Source organism: Nonomuraea sp. NPDC048892 (assembly GCF_040649735.1).
Classification (GTDB): Bacteria; Actinomycetota; Actinomycetes; order Streptosporangiales; family Streptosporangiaceae; genus Nonomuraea; species Nonomuraea maheshkhaliensis.
On the sequence record NZ_JBEZFZ010000003.1, the window covers coordinates 677,632 to 700,616 of the forward strand.

The 22,985-nt window shown below is 72.1% G+C and carries 14 protein-coding genes; 7 read left to right on the plus strand and 7 right to left on the minus strand.

Going from position 1 to position 22,985, the window contains the following annotated elements; genetic code table 11:
• Nucleotides 1-48 precede the first annotated feature (48 nt).
• A complete protein-coding gene (locus AB0C28_RS12750; RefSeq protein WP_358074146.1) occupies nt 49-2,598 on the plus strand; it encodes a CHAT domain-containing tetratricopeptide repeat protein in 2,550 nt (849 codons plus the stop codon).
• A 196-nt stretch (nt 2,599-2,794) separates the two neighbouring features.
• On the opposite strand, the gene AB0C28_RS12755 is transcribed toward AB0C28_RS12750, so the two are convergent.
• The 4 genes from AB0C28_RS12755 to AB0C28_RS12770 form a co-directional block, all read right to left on the minus strand.
• On the minus strand, nt 2,795-3,613 hold the full coding sequence (locus AB0C28_RS12755; protein WP_357843652.1) for a sulfurtransferase: 819 nt from the start codon (nt 3,611-3,613) through the stop codon (nt 2,795-2,797).
• Nucleotides 3,610-4,722 carry a nucleotide pyrophosphatase/phosphodiesterase family protein gene (locus AB0C28_RS12760; protein ID WP_358074149.1) on the minus strand — a complete coding sequence of 371 codons (1,113 nt, stop codon included), beginning with the start codon at nt 4,720-4,722 and terminating at the stop codon, nt 3,610-3,612. Before AB0C28_RS12760 ends, AB0C28_RS12755 begins: the two co-directional genes overlap by 4 nt.
• Before the next feature lie 629 nt (nt 4,723-5,351).
• Complete coding sequence (locus tag AB0C28_RS12765) at nt 5,352-5,942, minus strand: DUF5998 family protein (RefSeq protein WP_346111983.1); 591 nt, start codon at nt 5,940-5,942, stop codon at nt 5,352-5,354.
• Nucleotides 5,943-6,104: 162 nt separating this feature from the next.
• Entirely contained in the window at nt 6,105-8,870 is a 2,766-nt protein-coding gene (locus tag AB0C28_RS12770) for a GNAT family N-acetyltransferase (RefSeq protein WP_358074152.1), read from the minus strand.
• A gap of 183 nt (nt 8,871-9,053) precedes the next feature.
• On the opposite strand from AB0C28_RS12770, the gene AB0C28_RS12775 reads away from it, so the two are divergent.
• Nucleotides 9,054-9,947, plus strand: coding sequence for a sugar kinase (locus tag AB0C28_RS12775; RefSeq protein ID WP_357843642.1), 894 nt, complete (start codon nt 9,054-9,056; stop codon nt 9,945-9,947).
• Nucleotides 9,948-10,013: 66 nt separating this feature from the next.
• Nucleotides 10,014-12,830, plus strand: coding sequence for an ABC transporter substrate-binding protein (locus AB0C28_RS12780; RefSeq protein WP_358074155.1), 2,817 nt, complete (start codon nt 10,014-10,016; stop codon nt 12,828-12,830).
• Nucleotides 12,831-12,943: 113 nt separating this feature from the next.
• On the opposite strand, the gene AB0C28_RS12785 is transcribed toward AB0C28_RS12780, so the two are convergent.
• Both AB0C28_RS12785 and AB0C28_RS12790 read right to left on the minus strand, forming a co-directional pair.
• Nucleotides 12,944-15,058 (minus strand): RecQ family ATP-dependent DNA helicase, encoded by a 2,115-nt coding sequence (locus tag AB0C28_RS12785; protein ID WP_357843638.1) that lies wholly within the window; start codon nt 15,056-15,058, stop codon nt 12,944-12,946.
• Nucleotides 15,059-15,475: 417 nt separating this feature from the next.
• Nucleotides 15,476-16,300, minus strand: coding sequence for a TauD/TfdA family dioxygenase (locus tag AB0C28_RS12790; RefSeq protein WP_357843636.1), 825 nt, complete (start codon nt 16,298-16,300; stop codon nt 15,476-15,478).
• A 422-nt stretch (nt 16,301-16,722) separates the two neighbouring features.
• On the opposite strand from AB0C28_RS12790, the gene AB0C28_RS12795 reads away from it, so the two are divergent.
• Entirely contained in the window at nt 16,723-19,239 is a 2,517-nt protein-coding gene (locus AB0C28_RS12795; RefSeq protein ID WP_357843634.1) for a DNA topoisomerase IV subunit A, read from the plus strand.
• A 617-nt stretch (nt 19,240-19,856) separates the two neighbouring features.
• Here the strand turns inward: AB0C28_RS12795 and AB0C28_RS12800 are convergent.
• The gene (locus AB0C28_RS12800; RefSeq protein WP_357843631.1) at nt 19,857-20,228 is read right to left on the minus strand and encodes a VOC family protein; all 372 of its coding nucleotides are present in this window, start codon (nt 20,226-20,228) and stop codon (nt 19,857-19,859) included.
• 34 nt (nt 20,229-20,262) lie between these two features.
• On the opposite strand from AB0C28_RS12800, the gene AB0C28_RS12805 reads away from it, so the two are divergent.
• The 3 genes from AB0C28_RS12805 (at nt 20,263) to AB0C28_RS12815 (ending at nt 22,908) form a co-directional block, all read left to right on the plus strand.
• Nucleotides 20,263-20,826 carry a thioredoxin family protein gene (locus tag AB0C28_RS12805; RefSeq protein WP_358074158.1) on the plus strand — a complete coding sequence of 188 codons (564 nt, stop codon included), beginning with the start codon at nt 20,263-20,265 and terminating at the stop codon, nt 20,824-20,826.
• Nucleotides 20,827-20,926: 100 nt separating this feature from the next.
• The gene (locus tag AB0C28_RS12810) at nt 20,927-21,970 is read left to right on the plus strand and encodes a sugar ABC transporter substrate-binding protein (RefSeq protein WP_357843625.1); all 1,044 of its coding nucleotides are present in this window, start codon (nt 20,927-20,929) and stop codon (nt 21,968-21,970) included.
• Nucleotides 21,967-22,908 carry an ABC transporter permease gene (locus AB0C28_RS12815; protein WP_358074161.1) on the plus strand — a complete coding sequence of 314 codons (942 nt, stop codon included), beginning with the start codon at nt 21,967-21,969 and terminating at the stop codon, nt 22,906-22,908. Before AB0C28_RS12810 ends, AB0C28_RS12815 begins: the two co-directional genes overlap by 4 nt.
• Nucleotides 22,909-22,985: the final 77 nt, after the last annotated feature.

Sequence of the window (22,985 nt, forward strand, 5' to 3'; positions counted from 1 at the left end):
CGGGAAGGCCGCGCCCCTTCTCCGTGCCGGCCACCGACCGAGACCGGCATGAGCGACCGACCGGCCCTGTCAGGCGACCTCCCTCCGCTCGTCGCGGCGGCGGAGGCCGCGATGACGCGTTCCCTGGTCGATCCCGACCACGCCCTGCGCACGGCCCGCGTCGTCCTCGCGGCGGCCCGCCGTACCGGATGTGCCGAGGCGGTGGCCGTGGCGCTGCGGGCGATGGCGCTGGCCTCCCGCGAGCTGGGCGACCTCGCCACCGCCGAGCAGCACCTGCGCGAGGCCATCGGCACGCGCGGCGCCCCGCTCCACCGGATCGCGCAGGCCCGGCTGTCCCTCGTCACCGTGCGCACCGAGCGCGGCCACCCGCGGCAGGCGCTCCGCGTGGCCGCTCTGGCCTGGGCCTACCTCCCGCCGCTCGACCGGGCCAAGCTGGACACGCAGCGCGCCGTGGCCCTCGGGCATCTCGGCCGTCACCAGGAGGCCATCGCCGCCTGCGACCGCGCGCTGCGCGCCCTCGTGGACGCGCCCGGCACGATCGACGACCGCAGGTTCCTGGCGGGCGGGCTGCTCAACCGCGGGCTCATCCACTCCTACCGGGGCGACTGGGACGCCGCGCTGCGCGACCTTTCCGCCTGCCTGCGCATCGCCCACCAGGCCGGGCTGCCGCACCTGGCCCGCCTGTCCGCCGCCAACCTGCCCTTCCTCGCGGTACGCAGGGGCGACCTGGCGGCGGCGTTCAAACACTACCGCGAGGCCGAGGACACCCTGCTCGGCTTCCCCGAGCGGCTGGCCACCATGCGGGCCGACTTCGCCGGGGCGCTGCTCGCCGCGCACCTGCCGGGCGAGGCCAGGGCCATGCTGAGCCTGGCCGTACCCGATCTGGAGGCGTCGGACGCTCACGTGGCGCTGGCCGAGGCGCGGCTGAAGCTGGCCCAGGTGGAGCTGCTGACCGGGGACCCGCACCGCGCCAGGCAGGTGGCCGAGCAGGCCGCCCGCGAGCTGGCCGGCCAGGAGCGGATGTCGTGGCTGCCGCTGGCCGCGGAGGTCGTCCTGCGCGCGCGGCTGGCCCTCGAACCCGTCACTCCTGAGCTGGTCGCCGCGCTGATCGCGTGCGCGGACGAGCAGGAGGACGGGCAGGAGGACGGGCAGGAGGACGGGCTCACCCACCGGGCCGGAGCCGCGGCGCTGCGGCTGACGGCGGCCGAGGCGGCGCTCAGCGTCGGCGACCAGGTGACGGCCGTCACGCAGCTCGACCGGCTCACGCGGGACGCCGTGCGCTCGCCGGCGGATACCGGCCGGACGCCTGCCGGGACCCGGCTGACCTCGCTCGCGTCCGAGCCGCAGGCCCGGCACTTCGCGCAGGCGGCGCAGATCCCCGCCCAGGTGCGCCAGCACGCGCTCGCCTTGCAGGCGGCGCTGCGCGAGGACGTCACCGGCGCCTTCCGCGCGGTCCGCGACGGGCTGGCCGAGGTGAGCGGGCAGGTGGAGGCGTTCGATGACCCGTCGCTGCGCGCCCACGCGGCCAGGGCCGGGGAGCGGCTGGCGGCCTACGGGCTGGAGCTGGCGGTACGCGACGGGTGCGCCAAGGAGGTGTTCGAGTGGGCCGAGCGGTGGCGGGCCGTGGCCGCTCCCGCGCACGAGTGCGCCCTGACCGACCCCGACCTCGTCCGCACCGAGCTGGGGGACGGCGTCCTGGTCGAGTACGTGGCCGACCGGGACGCGCTGCTGGCCGTGATCGTGACGGCCGGACGCCTGACACTGCGCCGGCTGGGCGGCGTGCATCAGGTCAAGGAGGCGATCGTCCAGTTGCGGTACGCCCTGCGCCGCCCCGACCGCCCCGGCGACGTCGAAGCCGCGGCCATGGAGCTCGAACGGCTGGTGCTGCGCCCGCTGGCGGCCGAGCTGGGTGACCGGCCGCTGGTGGTGGTGCCGGTGGGCCCGCTGCACACGCTGCCGTGGGCCGCGCTGCCCGGCCTGCGCGAGCGGCCGGTCAACGTGGCCTCCGGGGCGACCGCCTGGCTGCGGGCCCGCCGGTCACGCGGCCCACGCCCGGCCGCGCCGCCGCTGGTCTCGGCCGCGGCCGGCCCGGCCTTGGCCCACGCGCAGGCCGAGGTCGCTCATGTGCTGGCCTGCCATCCCCGCGGGCGGGAGGTGCCGGGACGCATCGCGCCGGTGCTGGAGGCGCTGAGGACGGCGGACGTGGTGCACCTGGCGGCGCACGGCATGTTCCACGCGCGCAGCCCGCTGGTGTCGGGGATCACCCTGGAGGACGGGTCGCTGATGGCGTACGACCTGCTGGAGGTCACGCACTCGGCCCGGCTTGTGGTGCTGTCGGCCTGCAATTCCGGGATGTCGCGTACGCCGATGGAGGGGACGCCGCTGGGGCTGCCCGGGACGTTCCTTGCCAAGGGGGTGTCCTGTGTGATCGCCGGGATGGTGCCGGTCGGGGACGAGACGGCCAAGGCGATGATGAGCGCGTTCCACGAGCTGCTGGCGGCGGGGCAACCGCCGGACGCGGCGCTGGCGTGCGCGGCGGCGAAGACGGGCGAGTACGGGTTCAGCTGCTTCGGCGCAGGCGACCGGCCCCTGTACTGACGCCCGCGTCGCTGGACGCCTATGTTGTCGGCGGGCTGGCTTGGCGGGCGTCCGGTTCGGCGGGCGTCTGGTTCGCCCAGCGTCTCAATCGGTAGGCGTCCGACCTAGAGGGGCGTCCGGGTTGGGCGGGCGTCCTCCCAAGCAGGCGTTCTACCTGGCGGCGGCGTTCGGATGGAGACCCGGAGACCCGGAGTGGTCAGCCGGTGGCGACGGGGCGGGTGGGGTCGGCGACCCAGTTGGACCACGAGCCCACGTACAGAGCCGCGGGCAGGCCCGCCACCTCCATCGCCAGCACCTCGTGCGCGGCCGTCACCCCGGACCCGCAGTAGGCCCCTGCCTCGACGCCCGCGCCGGCACCCAGCGCGGCGAAGCGGGCCCTGAGCGACTCGGGGTCGAGGAAGCGGCCGTCAGAGCCGACGTTGTCCGTGGTGGGGGCGCTGACCGCGCCGGGGACGTGCCCGGCGACCGGATCGACCGGCTCTACCTCGCCCCGGTATCGCTCACCGGCCCTGGCGTCCAGCAGCACGCCGCCCCGCCGGGCCAGGGCCGAAGCCTCGTCGGCGGTCAACGCCGGCATGCCTCCCGGGCGCGCGGTGAAGTCGCCCTCCTCCGGCTGCGGAATCTCCTTGGTGACCGGCAGCCCGGCCTCGATCCAGGCGGGCAGGCCGCCGTCGAGCACGCGTACGTCCTGGTGCCCGAAGTAGCGCAGCGCCCACCAGGCTCTGGCCGCGACGGTGGAGCCGGCGTCGTCGTACACCACGACCGGCCGCCCGTCCGAGACGCCCAGCCGCCGCATCGCGCGCTGGAAGTCCGCCGCCTCCGGCAGCGGGTGCCGCCCGCCGGGGCCGGGAGGGGCGGCGAGGTCGGTGTCGAGGTCGCAGAAGACGGCGCCCTCGATGTGACCCTCGCGGTAGAACTGCTCCCCGGGCGGGCCGCCGAGCCGCCAGCGGACGTCGAGCACCGTCGCGCCGTCGAGCGCGGCGAGTCCGGCCGGGGTGATCAGCGGGCTGGTCACGTGCGTACCTCCAGGAGCGGGACGTGCTGTTCGGCCGCCGTCAGCGAGCCGTGGTAACCGGTGAACAGGGCCTCGAAGGGGTGAGCCGCGGGAGCGGTGAGCGCCAGGCCGCCGTAGGGCACGGCCACGACGTCGCCGATGCGCCCGAGCCACGCGTCGTGCACACGGGGCCCGAACCAGCCCGAATCGACCGCCTCCTGCCTGGACACCACCCACGCCTTGCCGCTCAGCTTCTCACGCCAGGTCTCCAGCACCCGCTCGGCGGCGCCCGGGTGGGCGTAGACGTGTCGCGCCCTGGCCTCACCGCCGAGCAGCGCCACGCCCTCGGCCAGCTCGGATGTGCCCTCCACGTCGATCTTCTCGGTCGCGTTGACCATGCCGTGGTCGGCGGTGACGTAGAGGCTGGCACCCGGCGGCAGCCCTTCGGCCAGGCGCCGCGCCATGTCGTCGACTATGGCGAGCTGGCGCAGCCACTCCTCGCCGCCCCATCCGACCATGTGGCCGGTGGCGTCGAGGTCGCCGTAGTAGACCGTGACGTGTGCGGGCCGTCGCTCGCGCAGCGCCTCCAGGGCGCGGGCGACGCGGTCGTCCACGGTGTCGGCGGGCAGGTAGCGTACGCCGCGGAAGACGGCCCCGGTCAGGCCGGTGCTCTCGAACTCGGCGGGGGCGACGTAGGCGGGCTCGACCCCGGCACTCGCGGCGCGTTGATAGATGGTCGTCGCCGGCTGCCACTCCTCCGGATCCATGACCAGGCCGTCGGGCAGCTTCCAGCGCAGGCAGTTGAACAGGTGACCGGCGCCCGGCACCGCCAGCAGCATCCCCACCATGCCGTGCTCACCCGGTGTCAGCCCCGTGCCCAGGGTGCACAGGCTCGTGACGGTGGTGGCGGGGAAACCGGCGGTCAGCGTCCTGCTCGGCAGCCCGGCCAGGAACGGGGCGCTCTCGGGGTGGGCCTGGAGCAGCTCGGCTCCCAGGCCGTCGACCAGGAACAGGCACACCCGGTCGGTGGGCTCCAGGGCCAGCGCATTGGGCTCGCGCAGACCGAGGGCGGCCATCAGCGAGCCCGGCACATCCGCCAGCGACCCGCCGCCGTATCCCGGCACCAGCATGCCCCTCAGTGTAGCCCTCCGTGATCGCCACCCCCTGCCGCGCACCCCGGCACCGCATCCGGCCCTTCCGCACCAGCTCCAACCGGGTGCCCGCCCCTGCGCGCGCTACGCGGGGCTACCCGGTGCCGCCCTCCCCACAGCTCGGCACGGTGCTGCCCTCCGCACGGCTCGGCAGAGTGCCAGCCTTCTCTACGCCTGCGCGTCGCGGTTCCGCCGCAATCGTCGCGGTGGGCCCGCTCCCGGTTGGGCCCACGCGAGTGCACGCGGGTGTGCGTGGTGTGCACGGGTGAACGCTGCCCCATGGCTACCTAGGACGCGAGCACCACGACGCCACACCTGGTCAGGGCATCCCTGGACGTCGCAGCGCATCGGGCGTGGCGGCCCTTGGAGGCGCGGGCGGCGGGCGGAGGCGGCCCCGCACGTCGCGGGCATCCGGTCGAGCGCCCCAGTTCATCGCAGGGCGTCGGGCGGCCCGAGGGGTCGAAGGTGTCGGGTGGGGTGTGGGGGTTGGGTGGTCGGAGTGGCGGGTGTTCGTGGCAGGGCGTGCGGGATCGCGGTGGGGGCGGTCGTGGTGGGGTGGCGGGCGAGCCGTGGGCGGGGGCCGCGTCCGGGGTGAGGGAGGGCTGGGGTCAGGTGGCGGCGCGGGCGGTGGCCTCGGACAGGGCCTTGGCGAAGGCGAGGACGTGGGTGACCGCCTCGGGGCCGTCGGCCGCCTCGCTGACCCTGAGCGACAGGTCGTCGGCGGTGATGGCGCCCGTGTAGCCGTGGTCGGCCTCGCAGTTTTCGTCGCCGCACGTGGCCGGCTCAAGGTCCACATGAGAGATGGCGCCCCAGCCGATGGTGAGCGTCACCTCCGTGGGAGGGACGCCGGGGACGTAGGAGGCGGGGTCGGGCACGACGCGGGTGACGGCGACCGACTGGACGCGGCTCAGCCGCACGGCCTCGGTGGTGGTGGAGGCGTGGGACGCCGAGACGCCCTCGACCGCCGGGTGCTCGTCGGTGTGGCAGACCAGCAGCCGGGTCGTCGTCAGCACCAGGACGGTGACGTGCCGGCGCACCTCCATCGCGGGATCGAAGGTCGCCTCGTGGTGCACCACGAACGCCGTCACGGCCTCCTTGCCCAGCGCGGATTCGACCGCATCGGTGACGAGGTCGGGGTAGTAGCCGCTGCGCTCTATCGCTTCACGCAGGCCCGCGGCTGAGACTCGGGTTTCCCTCATGGGTCCATCCTGCCAGGGCCGGGCAGTACACTCACCCGCCGGACATAACGCTCTATAACACCTTCTGCCGGTGCATCACCGGGCACAGGGTCACCTTCATTTCGCTGGGGCAGCCGAGGCATTCGCTGAGGGCGAATGCTGGGGACGAAGGCTGGGGGCGAATCAGGAGAGCCGGCGAGGGCCGCCGTCCAGCCGGGGTCCCGCCGGGGTGCGCAGGGTGGCGCGGGCGGCGAGGATCATGACGTCCGACTCCCCCACGAGCACCTGGTCCAGGTCCAGGCGGGACACCTCGGGCAGGTCGTGGGCCAGGCGGCCGACGCGTACGAGGACCTCCTCCAGGGCGTCCACCGCCACGGGCGGGTAGCCGTACTCGCCGAACAGCAGCGGCGCGGCGCGTACGGACCTGACCAGCTCCGAGGCGTCCTCACCGGTCAGCGGGGCCAGCCGGAAGCTCTGGTCCTGCAGCAGCCGGGCGGTCACCTCGCCGAGCCCGAACGACACCACGGGCCCGAACGCGGGATCCTCGATCATGCCCACCACGGTCGGCACGGCGGGCTGCGGCGCCATCCGCTGGACGGCCAGCTCCACCCGCTCGCCGGACAGCTCGGCGTAGGCGTGGCGGACCATCTCGGGGCCGGTCAGCCCCAGGCGCACGGTCCCGGCCCGGCGCGAGGCTCCCGGATCGGCCACCTTGACCACCACGGGCCAGCCCAGACGTTCGGCGGCGGCCACCGCCTCCTCCGGCGAGCCCACGACCTCGGCGGGCCACACGGTCAGGCCGTAGCAGGCCAGCAGCTCGGCGGCGTCGATCTCGACGGGCGGCCCCGCCTGCGCGAACCCGCCGGGGCCGGTCTCGTGCCTGGCGGCCGCCCCGGACCGAGCGGCCCGCTCCTGCCCGGCGGGCCGGGTGTCGTCTCGCGCCGATCCGGTCGAGGAGGTGCCGTCCGGCGCGGCCTCGTCACCGGCCGGGGTGGAGAGGGCCTGGTGGACCAGGGTCCTGGCGCGGGTCGTGTCGATGCCGTCCAGCTCGGGCGGCAGGGCCGCGGGCTGGGCGCGCCACGTCGCGTAGCGCACCACGTACGCCAGGGCCCTGACGGCCTCCTCCGGCGCCGCGTATGACGGGATCGAGCCCCGCGACGGCGTGGACTCCGTACCGTGAGCTCCTGAGACGCGCAGCGCCGGATGCATCCCCAGATGTCCCCTGAACGTCGTCAGCACCGGTTTGCCGGCGTCCTTGGCGACCCGCAGCAGCTCGGCCGCCACCTCCTCGGCCCGGCCGGGGATGGGCGGCATGTCGATCACGACGGCCGCGTCCACGTCGGGCGAGGCCAGCTCGCCGGCGAGCGCCGCGCCGAACTCGGACGGCCCGGCGGCGGGCCCCAGGTTGACGGGCGGGCGCGGTTCGAGGCCGGCGGCCACGCAGGCGTCGGCGGCCAGCAGGCCGAGCGCGTCGGAGTTGGTGACGAGCGCGACCCTCGGCCCCGCGGGCAGCGGCTGGTAGGCCAGCAACTGGCCCACGTCGAAGAGCTGGATGAGGTCGTCCACCCTGATCAGCCCGGCCTGGTCGAACAGCGAGCCGATCGCGGAGTCGGGCAGGCCGAGCTCCTCGGCCGAGTGGCCGGAGGGGGTGCCGCCGCTCTTGACCACGACGACGGGCTTGCGACGGGAGATGCGCCTGGCCAGCCGGGTGAACTTGCGCGGGTTTCCGAGCGACTCCAAGTAGAGCAGGATCACCTCGGTGGAGTCGTCCTCCTCCCAGTACTGCAGCAGGTCGTTGCCCGAGACGTCGGCCCTGTTGCCGGCCGAGACGAACGTCGAGATGCCCATGCCGCGCTGCGCCACCCGCTGCAGGAGCGCGGTGCCGAGCGCGCCCGACTGGCTGAAGAAGCCCACCCTCCCCCGGCCAGGCACGGTGGCGGCGAGGGTGGCGTTGAGCCGGACGGAGGGGTCGGTGTTGGCGATGCCGAGGCAGTTGGGGCCCACGACGCGCAGGCCGTAGGAGCGGGCGATGCGGGCCAGCTCGTCCTGGCGGGCGCGTCCTTCCGCGCCCGTCTCACCGAACCCGGAGGAGACCACGACCAGGCCGTGCACGCCCTTCTCCGCGCACTCCTTGACGACGTCGATCACGCCTTCGGCCGGCACCGCGACGACGGCCAGGTCGACCTCGCCGTCGATGGCTCCCACGCTCGGGTACGCCCGCACGCCCGCCACCGCCCGCACCTCCCGGTGCACGGGGTAGACGGGGCCGGTGAAGTCGGCGGCCAGGAGGTTGCGCAGCACGGTCTGGCCCACGCCGCCCGGCTCGCGCGAGGCGCCGATGACCGCGACCGAGCCGGGGGTGAGCAGCCTGGCGATCGAGCGGGACTCGGCCCTGTGCTCGCGCGCGGCCGTGACCTCGGCGGAGGTGTCGGTGGGGGTCAGGTCGAGCGTCATGCGTACGACGCCGTCCTCGAACTGGCTCTGGGCCGTGTAGCCGGCCTGGCGCAGCAACCCCGTCATGCGCATGTTGGCGGGCAGCACGTCGGCGATGAAGCGTTCGATGCCGTGCTCGCGTGCCGTGGCGGCCAGGTGTTCGAGCAGGACGGAGGCCACTCCCCTGCCCTGGTGGGCGTCCTCGACGAGGAAGGCCACCTCGGCCTCGCCCGGAGCGGTCCTGTCGTAACGGATCACGGCCACCATCTCGGTGCCGATCGTGGCGATCAGCGCGACCCTGTTGACGTAGTCGACGTTCGTGAACCGCTCGACTTCCCTGTCGGACAGCCGGGGCCTGGGGCCGAAGAAGCGAAAATAGATCGACTCGTCCGACAGTCTGGAGTAGAACGAGCGGAGACGGTCGGCGTCGGCGGGCCTGATCGGGCGGACATGTGCGGTGCCGCCGTCGGCCAGAACGACGTCGGCTTCCCAATGGGCCGGATATTGTGCCTCCACATTCACGAGCGTAAACCTGCATCCCACATGCCAAGACCGGGGGCGCGGTTGGGCAACGCTTGTGCATCGAAGGCGACCCCGTGTCCGGCGTACGCCCCACGGGCAGCCCGGAAGCTGTTAGTTTTGCCGTGGCGTTTCAGCCGTTGGCCAGGCTCGTTCTGAAGGCAGCAAGGTGGTGACATCATGACGCGGGTCGTCGTGGTGGGCGATCTCATGACCGACGCGGTCGCTCGCGCCCGTTATGCACTCGCCCGGGCGAGCGACACCCCGGCGATCGTGACGATGCACGGCGGCGGCTCAGGGGCGAACATCTCGTCCTGGCTCGCCGTGGAGGGCGCCGAGGTGGCCTTCATCGGCCGCAGAGGCGCTGACATCACGGGTCGTAACCGCGACATGGAGCTGATGGGCTACGGCGTCGACGCCCGGCTTGTCATGGATCCTGAGCGTCCGACCGGCACCTGCGTGGTGCTCGTCACGCACAAGGGCGAGCGCACCATGCTGTCCGACCCCGGTGCCAACGCCGCTCTGTCGCCCGAGGACCTGCCGCGTGACCTGTTCACGCAGGGCACCCATCTGCATCTGTCGGGCTACACGCTGATCAACGAGGGCTCGCGCGACGCCGGTCTGTCCGCGCTCGACATGGCCAGGCACAACGGCATGTCGATCTCGGTCGACTGCGCCTCGTCCGCGCCGCTGGACCGTACGGGGGCCGAGCCGTTCCTCGAATGGACCAACGGGGCCAAGCTGCTGTTCGCCAACATCGACCAGGCGAAGGTGCTGACCGGCCGCGACGACGCCGAGTCGGCCGCCAAGGTGCTCACCGCGTGGTTCCCGCAGGTCGTGATCAAGATGAGTGCCGAGGGCGCGTTGTGGTACAGCAACGGCCGCCCCGACCCGGTGCGGGTGGCCGCGGAGCCCGTCGACAAGATCGTCGACGGCACGGGCGCGGGTGACGCGTTCTGCGCCGGCTTCCTGCCGCCATGGCTGGAGGGCAAGCCGCCGCACGAGGCGCTGGCCTCCGGCAACCGGCTCGCGGCCAAGGCGATCATGCATCTGGGCGCTCGGCCGCCGTTCTGACGGTCTTCGACCGGCGCTGTCGTGGAAGATCCGCCTAGCGTGTAGGTGAGGAGCGTGATAACCGGCGTGCGCCCGTTACGTTTCGGCGACCCGGCTTCCATCGGGCCCTACCGGCTGACCGGCTTCCTCGGCGAGGGCGGGCAGGGCAGCGTCTACCTGGCTTCCTCGCCCACGACCGGTGAGCGGGTCGCCGTCAAACTGCTGCACGCCAGGTTCACCGAGGACGAGCGCGCGGTCCGCCGTTTCCTGCGTGAGGCCGACTCGGTGCGGCGGGTGGCGGAGTTCTGCACGGCTCGGGTGCTCGACGTGGGCGAGGCCGACGGGCGACCGTACATCGTCGGCGAGTACGTGGACGGGCCCTCCCTGCAGCGCCACGTGAGCGCGGAAGGGCCCATGCGCGGGCAGGCGCTGATCCGGCTGGCCATCGCGACCGCCACCGCGCTGACCGCGATCCACCGGGCCGGGGTGGTGCACCGCGACTTCAAGCCGGGCAACGTACTGCTCGGGCCGGACGGGCCCCGGGTGATCGACTTCGGCATCGCGCGGGCGCTCGACGTGAGCCAGAGCATGACTTCCAGCGTGGTCGGGACGCCGGCGTTCATGGCGCCCGAACAGTTCCTCGGGGACGCGCAGCCGGCCAGCGACGTGTTCGCGTGGGCGGGGACGATGGTGTTCGCGGCGACGGGGCAGGGGGCGTTCGGGTTCGGGGCGCTGCCGGTGGTGATGCACCGGATCCTGAACGGGGAGCCCGACCTGGCGGGGGTTCCCGAGGCGCTGGCGCCGTTGTTGTGGGCGGCGCTGGCCAAGGACCCTCAGCGGCGGCCTACGGCCGATCAGCTCATGCACGAACTCATCCGCTCCGCGGGCGCGTCACCGGCCGTCCCTGGTGGGCCGGTGGGCGACCACGCCCCCGCGCCGCCGGGTGGGGCGGCGGGCGACGGCTTCGCCACCTCCGGCGGGACGCGCCGGCTCGCCGATCCGGCCGCCTTCACGGCTGTCCCCTTACCGGGGCAGGACTTACCCGGCCAGGAGTTACCGCGCCAGGACCTATTGGGCCAAGGCTTACCGGGCCAGGACTTACCGGTCGGCGGCGGCGCGCCGGGGCGGGGGTGGACGGGGCCGACCGGGCCGGGGCGGCGGGGTCGGCGGGGGTTGTTGATCACGGCGGGCGCGGCGGCGACGGCGGTGGTCGTGGGGCTGGTCGCCTGGATGGTCGTCCAGTTCAACGACCGCACCGCCGCCACCACCACGACGACGCCCGGCCCTGTCGCCTACGGGAGCGCGCTGACCTCCGTCGTACGCCCGTCCGGCAAGAAGGGCGACACCGTCCGCCTGGCGTCGGCGGTCGCCCTGGACTCCACGGACCCGGCCGACATGTACATGACGCAGTCGTGGAACATGGTCCGCCTCTACGGCCGCGCGCTGACGATGTTCAAGCCGGCCCCGGGCGCGGCGGGGACGCAGATCGTGCCCGACCTGGCCGAATCGCTCGGCAAGCCGAGTGACGGCGGCAAGACCTGGACCTACACGCTCCGGCAGGGCCTGAAGTTCGAGGACGGGACGCCGATCACCTCGGCCGACGTCGCGTACGCGGTGCTGCGCAGCATGGACTCCGGTTTCGAGCAGGGCACCAGCTACTTCGACCTCATGCTCGACCTGCCCGCCGGCTACCAGGGCCCCTACAAGTCCCCCACCGCCGTCACCACGTCCGCGATCGAGACGCCGGACGATCGCACGATCGTGTTCCACCTGAAGGAGCCGTTCGCCACGTTCGACCACCTCGTCCAGTTGCCCGAGACGATCCCGGTGCCGAAGGCGAAGGACACGCGCGACGGTTACAAGCTCAAGGTGGTCTCGTCGGGTCCGTACCGGTTCGCCCGGGTCGCGGAGAACTCCGTCGTCCTGGAGCGCAACCCCAACTGGTCACCCGAGTCCGACCCCAACCGCACGGCGCTGCCCGACCGCTTCGAGCTCACCTACGGGATGGACGCGGCCCAGGCGGCCGACCGGTTCAAGGCGGGAGAGGCCGAGGTGGGGCCGCTCGTCCCGGACGGCGAGATCGCGGCGGTGCTCGGCGACCCCGCGCGCAAGGCCCAGGCCGACGCCCCGATCACGACCGTGCGCGTACTGGCGATCAACCCCCAGGTGCCGCCGTTCGACCGGCCCGACTGCCGCCGCGCGGTGGTGCGCGCGCTCGACCTGAACGCCGTGCGGGCGGCCGACCTGCCGCTGGCGGACGAGGTGCCCACGTCGCTGGTGCCACCCACGGTGCCCGGGCAGCACGCGGCCGTCCCCGGGCTGACGGCGGACGGCGACCCGGCCGCCGCCCGGCAGGACCTGGCGAGGTGCGGCAGGGCCGGCGGCTTCCCGGCCAAGTACCTCTACCGCGATCTGCCCCAGGAGGCGGCGGTGGCGCAGGCGGTCAAGGCCGCGCTGACCGAGGTGGGCATCGAGGTGTCGCTGGAGGCGGCGCCGGTCGCGGAGTTCCACCAGTCCAAGGGCGGCAGCCCTGACTACCTGAAGAAGAACCAGGTGGGGCTCATCGCCAAGGCGTGGATCTACGACTGGCCTGATCCGTACTCGTTCCTGCCCGAGATGGTGGACAGCAGGCGGATCAGGGAGAAGGAGTTCTCGTTCAACGTCAGCGTCCGGCTGCCGACCGTGGACGCGGTCCTGGACCGGGCGACGAGCCAGCTCGACCCGAGGATCAGGGCCGGGCTGTGGGCGGAGGCCGAGCGGCGGGTGGCCGGTGAGGCGGTGCTGGTGCCGCTGACCTGGCGCCGTTCGCTGCTCCTGCGCGGCGCCCAAGCCACCGACCTCCACGTCAGCCCGATCTACGCCGACTACGACCTGACCACCATCGGCGTGAGCACCGCCTCCTGAGGCCTGCACCAGCTCCTGACCCCAGGCACCGGCTCCTGACGCTCGGCACCGCACGACGGCCCACCGCGCCACGGCGCCCGTTCTCAGCGTGACGGCGCGCCGTGAGACGAGGGTCAGCTGGTGACGGCGAGGGCCAGGGGCAGCACGGCGGGAGCGCCCGCGTGGCGGACCAGGGCCGCCGCCAGCGTCATCGTCCAGCCCGTGTCGACCCGGTCGTCCACCAGCAGGACCGGCCCGCCGCAACCGGCGACGGCCGCACCGAGGTCCTTCGGCATGGCCAGCGTGCCCCTGATCGCCTGCACCCGCTTGGCGCTGTTGAACTGCTGCCCCGGCGACCCGGCCCGATAGCCCAGTTCGCCCAAGTATGTCAGCCGCCCCACCTGCGCCAGCCGCTCGGCGAACCCGCGCACGAGCTTGGGTCGCGTCGCCGAAGGAACGTTGACCACGGCGACAGGCCGCGCACCCCAGTCCCAGGCCGACAGAACCTTGATCACGGCGGCGAACATGTCGTCGGCCACCGGCTGGTCGTCCCCGGCGAACAGCTCCCGCAGCCGGTTGCCCCACCCGATGTCGGTCAGCCGCCCGAGCGCCCTGCCGGGCTCGGCGCCCAGCTCGGGCTTGATCCGCCCGGACAGGTCGGACAGGCCGGTCGGCCACTGCCTGCGGGCCTCGATCTCGACGCCGGGCCTGCTCAGGCGTTCGCGGGCGGTCTCGACGGCCTGGGCGGCGATCTCCGGGGAACGGTGGCGGCCGGTGCAGTTGTCGCAGCGCCCGCACGGGGCGGCGGTGTCGTCGTCGAGGTGCCGGCGCAGGTATTGCTCCCTGCACTCGGTCGTGGTCAGGTAGGCGAGCATGGCCTGCTGCTCGGCCCCGCGCTCGGCCGCGATGCGGGCGTAGCGCTCGCCGTCGTAGGCCCACTCCTGCCCGGTGGCCTCCCAGCCGCCCTTGACCCGGCGGACGGCGCCGTCCACGTCGAGCACCTTGAGCATCATCTCCAGGCGGCTGCGGCTCAGGTCGACGGCGGTCTCAAGGGCGGGGGTGGACATGAGGCCGCGCTCTTCCAGAGTCTGCAACGTGGTGCGGACGACGGGCTCGGGCGGGAAGGCCAGCGAGGCGAAATAGGCCCAGATGTCGCGGTCTTCCGTGCCGGGGAGCAGGATCACCTCGGCCCGTTCGACGCCGCGCCCGGCCCGGCCGACCTGCTGGTAGTAGGCGACGGGCGACTGCGGCGCGCCCACGTGGATCACGAAGCCCAGGTCGGGCTTGTCGAAGCCCATCCCGAGCGCGCTCGTGGCCACCAGCGCCTTGATCCGGTTGCCGAGCAGCGCGTCCTCGGCGGCCAGCCGCTCTGACGGCTCGGTCTGGCCAGAATAGGCGGCCACCTCGATCCCCTGTTCGCGCAGGTAACCGGCTATCTCGTGGGCGGCCGCGACGGTGAGGGTGTAAACGATGCCGGAGCCGGGCAGCTCGCGCAGCGTCTGAGCCAGCCAGGCCAGGCGCTGCTCGGCGGTGGGCAGGCGGACGACACTCAGGTGCAGGCTCTCGCGCTCAAGCGGCCCGCGCAGGACGAGCGTGTCGTCACCGTCGGGCCGCAGCTCGGCGGGCAGGCGCAGCTGCTCGGCCACGTCGCGGGTGACGCGCGCGTTGGCGGTGGCGGTGGTGGCCAGCACCGGGATGCCCGGCGGCAGCTCCGCGAACAGCGTGGACAGCCTGCGGTAGTCGGGGCGGAAGTCGTGACCCCAGTCGGAGATGCAGTGGGCCTCGTCGACCACCACCAGGCCTGCGCTCTCGGCCAGCTCGGGCAGGACGTTGTCGCGGAAGTCGGGGTTGTTCAGTCGCTCGGGGCTGACCAGCAGCACGTCGACCATGCCCTCGGCGACCTGACCGTAGATCTCCTCCCACGCCTCGGGGTTGGCGGAGTTGATCGTGACGGCGCTGATGCCGGCCCGCTCGGCGGCGGCGATCTGGTTGCGCATGAGCGCCAGCAGCGGCGAGACGATGACCGTGGGGCCCTCGCCGAGCTCGCGCAGCAGCGCGGTGGCGACGAAGTAGACGGCCGACTTGCCCCAGCCGGTACGCTGCACGACCAGCACCCTGCGGCGGCCGAGCACGAGGGCCTCGATGGCGGCCCACTGGTCGTCGCGGAGGACGGCGTGCTCGCCGGCCAGCGCCCGCAGGCGCTCCTCGGCCTCTTCCCGCAGCATCGCGGCATCGGGGGCTTCAATCATGCCTCTTTGTTACCAGCTCCCCCCGACCAAATACTCCCCAATGGCTGTCGTTGTCGCGGCTTTCTCTCCGCGATGACTGCCTCTACAACCATCTTCATCCTTTACGGCTGCGCGGAGCCGGCCCCACCCGCCGCACGTGGCCGGGCCCCGTCCAGGGGAACGCTCCTCCGGTTCACGGGGCGGGCCGCCGTGACGTGCGCTCTGTGGGCCTCCCGCGTGGTCAACTGATGACCACGCGGACGTCGGCCATGCGTTACCGCATCCGCTTGGTGGGCTGGTTGCCACGCGGGCGGCCCACAATGCGCACGTGACGGCGGCCCGCCCTGTGCGGGTTCAGAGGGCGTTTTCCTGGAGGCGCTCAGCCATGTGCGGTGGGTGGCGGTGACGTTGGCCACGCCGTAAAAGATGATGGTTTTGTTAGATCTTGTCGGCATGCTCGGGGAAAGCATTGATCGTGACGCGATGCATCCGGCGGCGCTCGGTGTAGTCGGCGACCGCGTAGTGCTGCGTCGGCCGGTTGTCCCAGAAGGCGAGTGTGCCCGGCCGCCACCGCAGCCGGAGCTGGAACTCCGGCGAGCGGATGTGGTCGATCAGGAACGGCAGCAGCGCCTCGTTCTCCCGGTCGCTCAGCCCGATGAGACGGGTCGTCGAGGCGCGGTTGACGAAGAGCGCCTTGCGGCCGGTCTCCGCGTGCACGCGCACCACGGGACGCACGATGGGCGGCCATTTCGCCTGGATCTCGGCCAGGTCGAACGGATGCCCCTTCGAGATCGCCTTCTTCATCGACATCGTGATGTCGTGCTCGGCGGTCAGTTCGTCGCACAGCCGCTGGATGGGAGGCGAGAGCGTCTCGTACGCCAGGTGGGTGTTGGCCCAGCACGTGTCTCCGCCCACGGAGGGCAGCTGGACGCAGCGCAGCAGTGAGCCCATCGGCGGTGTCGGCTCGAAGGTGTTGTCGCTGTGCCATTCGTCCCCGCCCTCACCCTTGGGCGAGGTCTGGTCGAGGACGTGGATGGGGCTGCTGGAGTCCTTCTTGAAGGCCGGGTGGTTGAGCGTGCCGAAGTTGAGGGCGAACTGCACGTGCTGCTCGTCGTCGATGTGCTGGTCGCGGAAGAACAGCACGTGGTGCTTGAGCCACCCCTCCCGCAGGGTGACGACCTCCTCCTGCGACAGCGGCTTGCGCAGATCGACCCCGGTGACCTCGGCGCCGATGTGCTTGGTCACGGGATGAAACTCGATCATGACGCCTCCGTAATCAGGGGGAACCCATGAGCAGAACGGTAAGACCAAGCAATTGCTTGGTCAAGCTCGCCGTCGCGCATCGAACACGTTTGCGATAAACGAGGGAAGGCCGCTAGGATCCGTACGTGACCAGCGGGCCGTATCCTCGAAGACAGACAGATCGTTACGGTTCTCCCCGCCTCGGCCGGTCGAGGCTTGAGCGACACTATGGATACGCCACTGGAGCCCTGGCTCATGCCATCATCTCCAGGGGCGGACACGTCGCGATCCCTGCCGGTCCGTGGCCGCACGCGCTTCTGTCGACGCCCCACACGCCGATCTGACGCTTGTCCAGCGGGCTGACGGCTACGGTTACTGCTCGAGTACAGAAGGAGGATGCGCTTCCCCTCGGCGCGACGGCCGAGGCAGCCGCGCAGCACAAGATGGCCCGACGCACGACTGCACCCCCACCTGAGGATTTCGAGGAGCGGATCGTCGACATCGACGTCTCCTCCGAGATGCGCGCGAGCTACCTCGAGTACGCCTACTCGGTGATCTATCAGCGCGCCCTGCCCGACGCGCGCGACGGCCTCAAGCCGGTGCAGCGGCGCATCCTCTACTCGATGAGTGAGATGGGCCTGCGCCCCGACCGCGGCCACGTCAAGTCCTCGCGCGTCGTCGGCGACGTGATGGGCAAGCTGCATCCCCACGGCGACAGCGCGATCTACGACGCCCTGGTGCGCCTGGCGCAGCCGTTCTCGATGCGCCTGCCGCTGGTCGACGGCCACGGCAACTTCGGCTCGCCCGACGACCTGCCCGCCGCCATGCGTTACACCGAGGCCAGGCTGGCCCCGGCGGCGATGCTCATGGTCGACTCGCTCGACGAGGACACCGTCGACTTCAAGCCCAACTACGATGGCCAGGAGACCGAGCCGGTCGTCATGCCGTCGGCGTTCCCCAACCTGCTGGTCAACGGCACGAGCGGCATCGCGGTCGGCATGGCCACCAACATGGCGCCGCACAACCTGACCGAGGTCGTGGCCGCCGCCCGCCACCTGATCAAGAAGCCGGACGCCACGCTCGACGAGCTGATGAAATACGTCCCCGGCCCCGACCTGCCGACGGGCGGCTCCATCATCGGGCTGCAGGGGGTGCGCGACGCCTACGAGACCGGTCGTGGCACGTTCCGCATGCGCGCCAAGTGCGAGATCGAGCAGATCACGCCGCGGCGCAAGGGCATCATCGTCACCGAGCTCCCCTACAACGTCGGCCCCGAGCGCGTGGTCACCAAGATCAAGGAGCTGGTGACCAGCAAGAAGCTCCAGGGCATCGCCGACCTCAAAGACCTCACCGACCGGCACAAGGGCCTGCGACTGGTCATCGAGATCAAAAACGGCTTCATCCCCGAGGCGGTGCTGGAGGAGCTCTACCGGCTGACGCCGATGGAGGAGACGTTCGGCATCAACAACGTCACCCTCGTCGACGGCGAGCCGCGCACGCTCGGGCTGCGTGAGCTGCTGCAGGTCTATGTGGACCACCGGCTGGAGGTCGTGCGGCGTAGGTCGGAGTACAGGCGGCGCAAGCGTGAAGAGCGCCTGCACCTGGTCGACGGCCTGATCATCGCGCTGCTCAACATCGACGAGGTCATCCAGGTCATCCGTTCCTCGGACGACTCCGCGCAGGCGCGGGCCCGGCTGATGGAGGTGTTCGACCTCACCGACATCCAGGCCGCCTACATCCTCGAAACGCCGCTGCGCCGCCTGACCCGCTACGACAAGCTGGAGCTCGACCGCGAGAAGGAGACGCTGAGCGACGAGATCGCCAAGCTCACCGAGATCCTCTCCTCCGAGACCAAACTGCGCCAGGTCGTCTCGGGCGAGCTGGCCGAGGTGGCCAAGAAATACGGCACGCCGCGCCGCACCGTCCTGCTGGAGGCGCCCGGCGTCGCCCGCACCCCGGTGACGTCGCTGCAGGTGGCCGACGACCCGTGCCTGGCCATGCTCTCCTCGACCGGCCTGCTGGCCCGCACCCCCGACGCCACGCCGCTGCCCGGCGAGGGCGACCGGACCGCCCACGACGTGCTGGTCAGCGTCGTGCGCACGTCCGTACGCGGCGAGGTCGGCGTGGTCACCTCGCTGGGCCGGCTGATCCGCGTCCAGGTCGTCGACCTGCCGACGCTGCCGCCCTCGGCCAACCCGCCGTCGTTGTCGGGCGGGCATCCGGTGTCCGAATACGTGTCCCTGCAGCCCGACGAGAAGGTGATCGGGCTCGGCTCCCTCGACCCCGACGGGCCCGGCCTCGCGCTCGGCACCGCGCAGGGCGTGGTCAAGCGGGTGGTGCCCGACTATCCGGCCAACCGCGACGACTTCGAAGTGATCACCCTCAAGGACGGCGACACCGTGGTGGGGGCCGTCGAGCTGGTGTCCGAGGCCCATGACCTGGTATTCATCTCCTCCGACGCCCAGCTGCTGCGCTTCTCCGCCGCTCTCGTACGCCCCCAGGGCCGGCCTGCGGGTGGCATGGCCGGCATCCGGCTCGACGACGGCGCCCGGGTGATCTGGTTCGGCGTGGTCGACCCCGAGCGTCCCGCCCAGGTGGTCACCGTGGCCGGCTCCTCCACGGCGCTGCCCGGCACCCAGGTGGGCGGCGGCAAGGTGTCCGACTACGCCGAGTTCCCCGCCAAGGGGCGGGCCACGGGTGGCGTGCGGGCCCAGCGTTTCCTCAAGGGCGAGGACGAGCTGCTGCTGGCCTGGGCCGGCCCGGCTCCGGCCAAGGCGGTCTCGGCGGTGGGCAAGCCGGTGCCGCTGCCGGAGGAGATCGGCCGCCGCGACGGCTCCGGAGTCCGGCTCACCCACACGATCGGCGCCATCGGCGGCGCCCTCGCCTCCGGCCCCGAGGCATTGCCAGGCGGGGCCTCGTCTGAGGTGACCAGCGCGGACGAGTCATCCACCGACGAATGACCCTTCCCGCCGACCACCCCATCGGCGGCTGACCACGTGGACCTGCGGGTCCCGCCCGAATGTGCGGGTCCGGCGCGAACCGAACCAGGCGCCCGGGCCCGCAGAGGCTGGATCCGCGAGATCCGGATTCACAGGTGACCGGTCCCGCAGGATTCAGGCCGGCAGGAACTCGAACCCGCAGGCCGCCGGTCCCGCAGGATTCAGGTCAGCGGAAGGTCGAACCCGCGGGCCGCCGGTCCCGCAGGGTTCGGGCTGGCAGGAGGTCGAGCCCCGCCGACCAGCGCGGCAGCCCACCTGACAAAGCTCACCGACCGGCGAGCCCGGCGCACACCCCGCGCAACCCCACCGACCGATGGCCGGCCCCGCCGTGGAAGCGGGACCGGCCACTCCCCCGGGCCGGGAGCAGTCCCCTTCGCCCAGCCCGGTGGCACCAGTCAGACCGGCCCGGCAACCCAGAGCAGACCGGCCCAAAGTTCCGAGTCCGGACCAGCCCAAGAGCCCAGGCCGAATCGGTCCGGCGACCCGGAGCAGACCAACCCGGTGACCCGAAGCAGACCGGCACAAAACCCGAGTCACCCCAGCCGGTGGTCCAGGTCGAACCCGTCCAACGACCCAGCTCAGTCGCGGCAGAGGCAGAACGGGTGGCCGGCCGGGTCGAGGAAGACGCGGAAGTCGTCCTCCTCGCTGGGCTGGTGCGCGTGCTTGGTCGCGCCGATCTTGATCACCTGGGCCTCGGCCTCGTCCAGGTCGTCGACCGTCACGTCGAGGTGGAACTGCTGCGGGCGGTCCGGGTCCGGCCAGGCGGGCGGCTGGTGGTCGGGCGCGAGCTGGAACGCCAGCCTCTTGGGCGGCCCGCCGTCGCTGACCACGACCCAGTCGTCCTCCACCGAGGTGACCGGCCAGCCCAGCAAGGCGGCGTAGAAGTCCGCCAGAGCCCGTGGATCCGGACAGTCCACCACAACGGTTCGGAACTTCGCGATACCGCCCATTACTCTGAACCCCTCTCAGACGAGAATGGATGCCATGGCTGCCAACTCGTTCATGGTCCCGCTCGGCACTCCCGCGCCCGCCTTCGACCTGACCGCCATCAGCGGCGGCAGCGTCTCACTCGAAGACCTCAAGGGTTCTCCCGCCACTCTCGTGGCGTTCCTGTCGAACCACTGCCCGTACGTGCGGCACATCGAGGCCGGCCTCGGCGCGCTGGCCGGGGACTACGGCGCCAGACTGTCGATCGTGGCCATCTGCAGCAATGACAGCGTGAACTACCCCGACGACGACCCGACACACCTGGCGGAGCAGGCGGCGCGGGCGGGGTTCTCGTTCCCGTATCTGCTGGACGACACCCAGGAGGTGGCCAAGGCCTACCGGGCGGCCTGCACGCCGGACTTCTTCCTTTACGACGGAGATTTCCGGCTCGCCTACCGCGGCGAGTTCGACGGCTCCAGGCCGGGCAACGACGTGCCGGTCACCGGCGAGTCGCTGCGGGCCGCCATCGACGCCCTGCTCGACGGCGAGCCGATGCCGGAGCAGCAGCGCCCGTCACTCGGCTGCGGCATCAAGTGGAAGCCGGGTAACGAACCCGGGTGAACCGGTGATCTCCATTCACCTCATCACGTACCGCCGCGTTCCCTATGATCATGGAAACGAAGTCCCGGGCAGGTCGCCGACGACGCGAATGGAGACCGAGATGGCCGCACGATGGACCGCGTTACCCGCCCTGGCCACGGTGAGCCTGCTCGCCGCCGGCTGCGTCAACCCGAACACGGGCACCTCGAACGCGGACGGCGGCCCGTCGTCGAGCGCCTCCGCCGCGACCTCGCCGGGGACGTCGGGCGGGGCCAAGCGGATCGGCTTCTTCGGCTTCGCCAAGGCCAACTCCTTCTCGGCCGCCACGTTCGCCGGCGTCGAGGAGTACGCGAAGGCGAACGGCGCCACCGCGGAGTTCCTCGACTCGAACTTCGACGCCCAGGCCCAGGTGCGCCAACTCCAGGACGCCGTGACGGCCAAGCGGTTCGAGGTGTTCGTCGTCCAGGCCAACGACGGGGCGGCCGTGGTGCCGGCGATCCGCTCCGCCGTGCAGGCCGGGATCACCGTCGTCGTGCAGTTCACCCCCGTCGGCACCCGCTACGACACCGCCGACCCTCAGGTGGACGGCACGATCACGCTGATCGACGTGCCCACGCTGAACGGCGAGGGCCTCGGCGAGCTGGCGATCCAGGCGTGCGCGAGCAAGAAACTGGACCCCTGCGAGGTCGGCTACCTGGAAGGGCTCAAGGCGCTGCCGCTGGACAACGCCCGCACCCAGGCCGCCGTGGCCAAGCTGAAGGCCGCGCCGGGCGTCGAGGTGAAGGCCCAGCTCGAAGGCGGTTACACGCAGGAGAGCGGGCGCAAGGCGATGCAGGACGTGCTGCAGAAGAACCCCGGCATCGACGTGATCATCGGCGCGTCGCAGGCCATCCTCGGGGCCGAGGCGGTGGCGAAGGGCAAGGACATCATGTATGTCGCCAACGGCGCCTCCCGCCAGACCGTCCAGGCGGTGCGCGAGGGACGCTGGTTCGGCGCGTACTACCTGCCCGTCAAGACCCTCGGCGCCAAGGCGGCTGAGCTGGGGCTGCGTAAGGCGCGTGGCGAGCAGGTGCCCGCCACGAACCTCGCGACGGACGTCCAGCCCGGCACGAGCATGGGGACCAAGGACGCGCTGGCCCAGGTGAGCGGCGAATACGACGAATGACGGCCAGGTCGCTGCGGGACCACGGGATCGTCCTGGCGGTCACATTCCTGGTGGTGGCGCTCTCCCTGGCCACCGACACGTTCCTGAGCGCGGGGAACCTGGTCAACCTGCTGGACCAGGCCGTGGTCGTCGGCCTGCTGGCGTGCGGGATGACGGTGTGCGTGATCTGCGGCGTCTTCGACCTGTCCGCCAGTGCGGTGCTCGCCGTGAGCGCCATCGTGGCGGTGCTCGTCACCGAGCACGCCGGGGTGCCCGCGGGGTACGCCGCCGCCGTGGTGACCGGCGGCCTGCTCGGCACCCTGAACGGCGTGGTCGTGGTGCTGTCGCGGGTGCACTCGTTCATCGCCACGCTCGCGCTCAGCATCGTGCACCGCGGCCTCGCGCTCGTCATCACCGGCGGCGCGATCGTCTATCCGGGGGCGGCCCTGCTGGAGTCCTTCCAGTCGCTGAGCTGGCCCACCGTGCTGGGCGGCGTCACCGCCTCCTCCCTGCTGCTGGTGGTGGTGGCCGTGGTCACGTCGCTGCTGCTGGCCCGCACCACGTTCGGCCGCCGCGTGTACGCCGTGGGCGGCAACCCCACGGCGGCCTGGCTGGCCGGGATCGGCGTGCGTTCCGTGCGCGTGGGCGCGTTCGCGATCAGCGGCCTGTGCGCCGGGCTGGCCGGGCTGGTGCTGGCGGCGCGCGGCGGCTCGGCGCAGCCGGACATGGGCACGCTGCTGGAGCTGACCGCCATCGCGGCGACCGTGATCGGCGGCACGAGCATCCTCGGCGGGCAGGGGGCGATCTGGCGCGGCATGGTGGGCGTGCTGATCCTCACGTTGATCGGCAACGGCTTCAACCTGCTCGGCTGGAACTCCACCTACCGCCCGGTCGTCGAGGGCCTGCTCATTCTGGCCGCCGTGAGCGTTGATCATGCTTTGAGAGCTCGACGATCTTAACGAAAGATCGAAAACTGGGTCACATGAGCGTTACGATCTGTTCTGAGCAGTTTGCGGTGTGGATCTGAAGGGCCGGC